This is a genomic window from Specibacter sp. RAF43, from assembly GCF_052114065.1.
Classification (GTDB): Bacteria; Actinomycetota; Actinomycetes; order Actinomycetales; family Micrococcaceae; genus Specibacter.
This window is the reverse complement of the sequence record NZ_JBFREA010000057.1, coordinates 1-1,751: the sequence shown is the minus strand read 5'-3', so window position 1 is coordinate 1,751 and position 1,751 is coordinate 1. Positions and strand designations below refer to the sequence as shown.

Here is a 1,751-nt window from a genome sequence, read left to right as displayed (position 1 = left end):
GAGCCTGTTGCGTTTTGATTTTGGGTGGGCGCGGGATTGGTGCTGCTGCTGGGGGCGGGATCGCTGGCCTCGCGTTGGAATCGGTGCTGGATCGTGAGTTGGGGCCGCACCACGGCTTGTGGTTGTGGGGTGGCCCCTTTTTGGGGTTTGGGGCCCTTCTCCTGCCGGTCGCCGGTCAGGTCGCCGGGAGAGGGATGGCCTTGTTGTGGAGGCGGATGAGGTTGGTGACCATGGCGGCCATGAGTAGTTCGGCCTGGGCGGCGAGTTTGCCGCGGCAGGCGAAACGGCGCAGGCCGCGCCCGTCCTTGAGGTGGGCGTTGAGTGTTTCCACGGTCGCGCTGCGCCGGTTGTAGAGCGCCCTGTTCTTCGGGTCCTTGAGTCGCTGGGCCATCGTCTGGGCGGCAGTCTTGGCCCCGCTGTGGGTGCCGGCCCAGCCGTTGTCATCGAGTCCGCCCCGGCCTGGGGCGATCAACCGGTGCGGGCCCTGGGCGTTCACGGCCTCGGTGGTGAGGTAGCCGTTGTCGGCGGTGAGTGTTCCGAGCATCAGGTCATCGCGCCCGGTCCTGGCGCGCATGTCTTCCAGCGCTGTTTCGGCCCGGCGCATCATGGGCACGAACCACCTCGCGTCGGTCGGGTCATCGGTGGCCTCGGCGGCCATGACCAGGTGGTCATCGGTGACTGCCAGCTGGGCGTTGTAGCCCTGGATGAACCCGTTGCGGGTCTTCATCACCCGCGAGTCGGGGTCGGTCGTGTTGCGCCGTGCGAGCTTCAGGTCCTTGACCTGTCTGCCCTTGATCGATTCCTCGCGCTTGTGCTCATACCGTGCGGCCCGGCGCGTGAGCGTGTCGAGGGACTTTCGTGCCTGTTCAAGGGCCCTGCCGCCGTCCGGGATCGGCGGATGCCCCCTCGGGGTGTGTCCGGCCGCTTTCCCGCCCTGGTAGGCCACAACGCGTTTCGCCTGTGCTTCTTCCTCCCGCTTGACCCGCTCGGTCGCGTCCTCGATCCGCTTTTTCACCGCTTCCAGCGGCACCCCGATCTCGGCCTGGATTTGTTCCTCCACGCTGGCAATCGCGGCCCGAAGCCGGGCGGCGCGGTCCGTGCCGGTGAGATCGGGCGGGACCTGCCCGTCGCCGTCCTCGCCAGCCTCGTCTTCGGCCCGGTCCGTGTCCTCGGCCTTTTGCAGCTCGGCCGCGGCCAATTTCCGCAAAGTCGCCAGCGACTTCGTCCGCGCCCTGGAGGCATTCGCGCTGATCTTCGTCCCGTCAATGGAAACCTGCCCGAACCGGCCCATCCCCACCGTCAGACACAAAGCAAAAACCTGCGCGAACAACTCCGTCATGCCCGCCCGGTGGTGCTGGCGAAACCGTGCCAGTACCGTGTGGTCCGGCACATCCTGGGCACACAACATACGAAACGCGACATCCTCCACGCACGCCCGCTCGATCTGCCGCGAGGACGAAATACCGCGGGCCGTCGCATACAACCACAACACCAACAACATGTCCGGGTCATAGCCCTGCCGGCCGGTCCCGCCGCGGCGGGACCGGCCATGCAGAACCGTCGTATCCAACCGCTCCACAACATCCAACAAGAACCGGGCCAGGTGATCAGCCGGCAACCAATCCCGGATATCCGGGGGCAAAAGGAACGGCGTCTCACGATCAACACGGCGATAATCTCGGGCCATGCTCCATTCTTAAACACCACCCACAACAAAACCGGCACCGCCACACCCAAAAAGCAACAGGCTC

At 66.0% G+C, this 1,751-nt stretch carries 2 protein-coding genes; one reads left to right on the top strand and one right to left on the bottom strand.

Going from position 1 to position 1,751, the window contains the following annotated elements; genetic code table 11:
• Nucleotides 1-175: 175 nt before the first annotated feature.
• A complete protein-coding gene (locus AB4Y80_RS16845) occupies nt 176-1,570 on the bottom strand; it encodes a transposase (RefSeq protein WP_442215487.1) in 1,395 nt (464 codons plus the stop codon).
• Here AB4Y80_RS16845 and AB4Y80_RS16840 point away from each other — a divergent pair.
• A partial coding sequence (locus AB4Y80_RS16840) for a hypothetical protein (RefSeq protein ID WP_442215486.1) occupies nt 1,550-1,751 on the top strand: 202 nt, incomplete at its 3' end. The genes AB4Y80_RS16845 and AB4Y80_RS16840 overlap by 21 nt on opposite strands.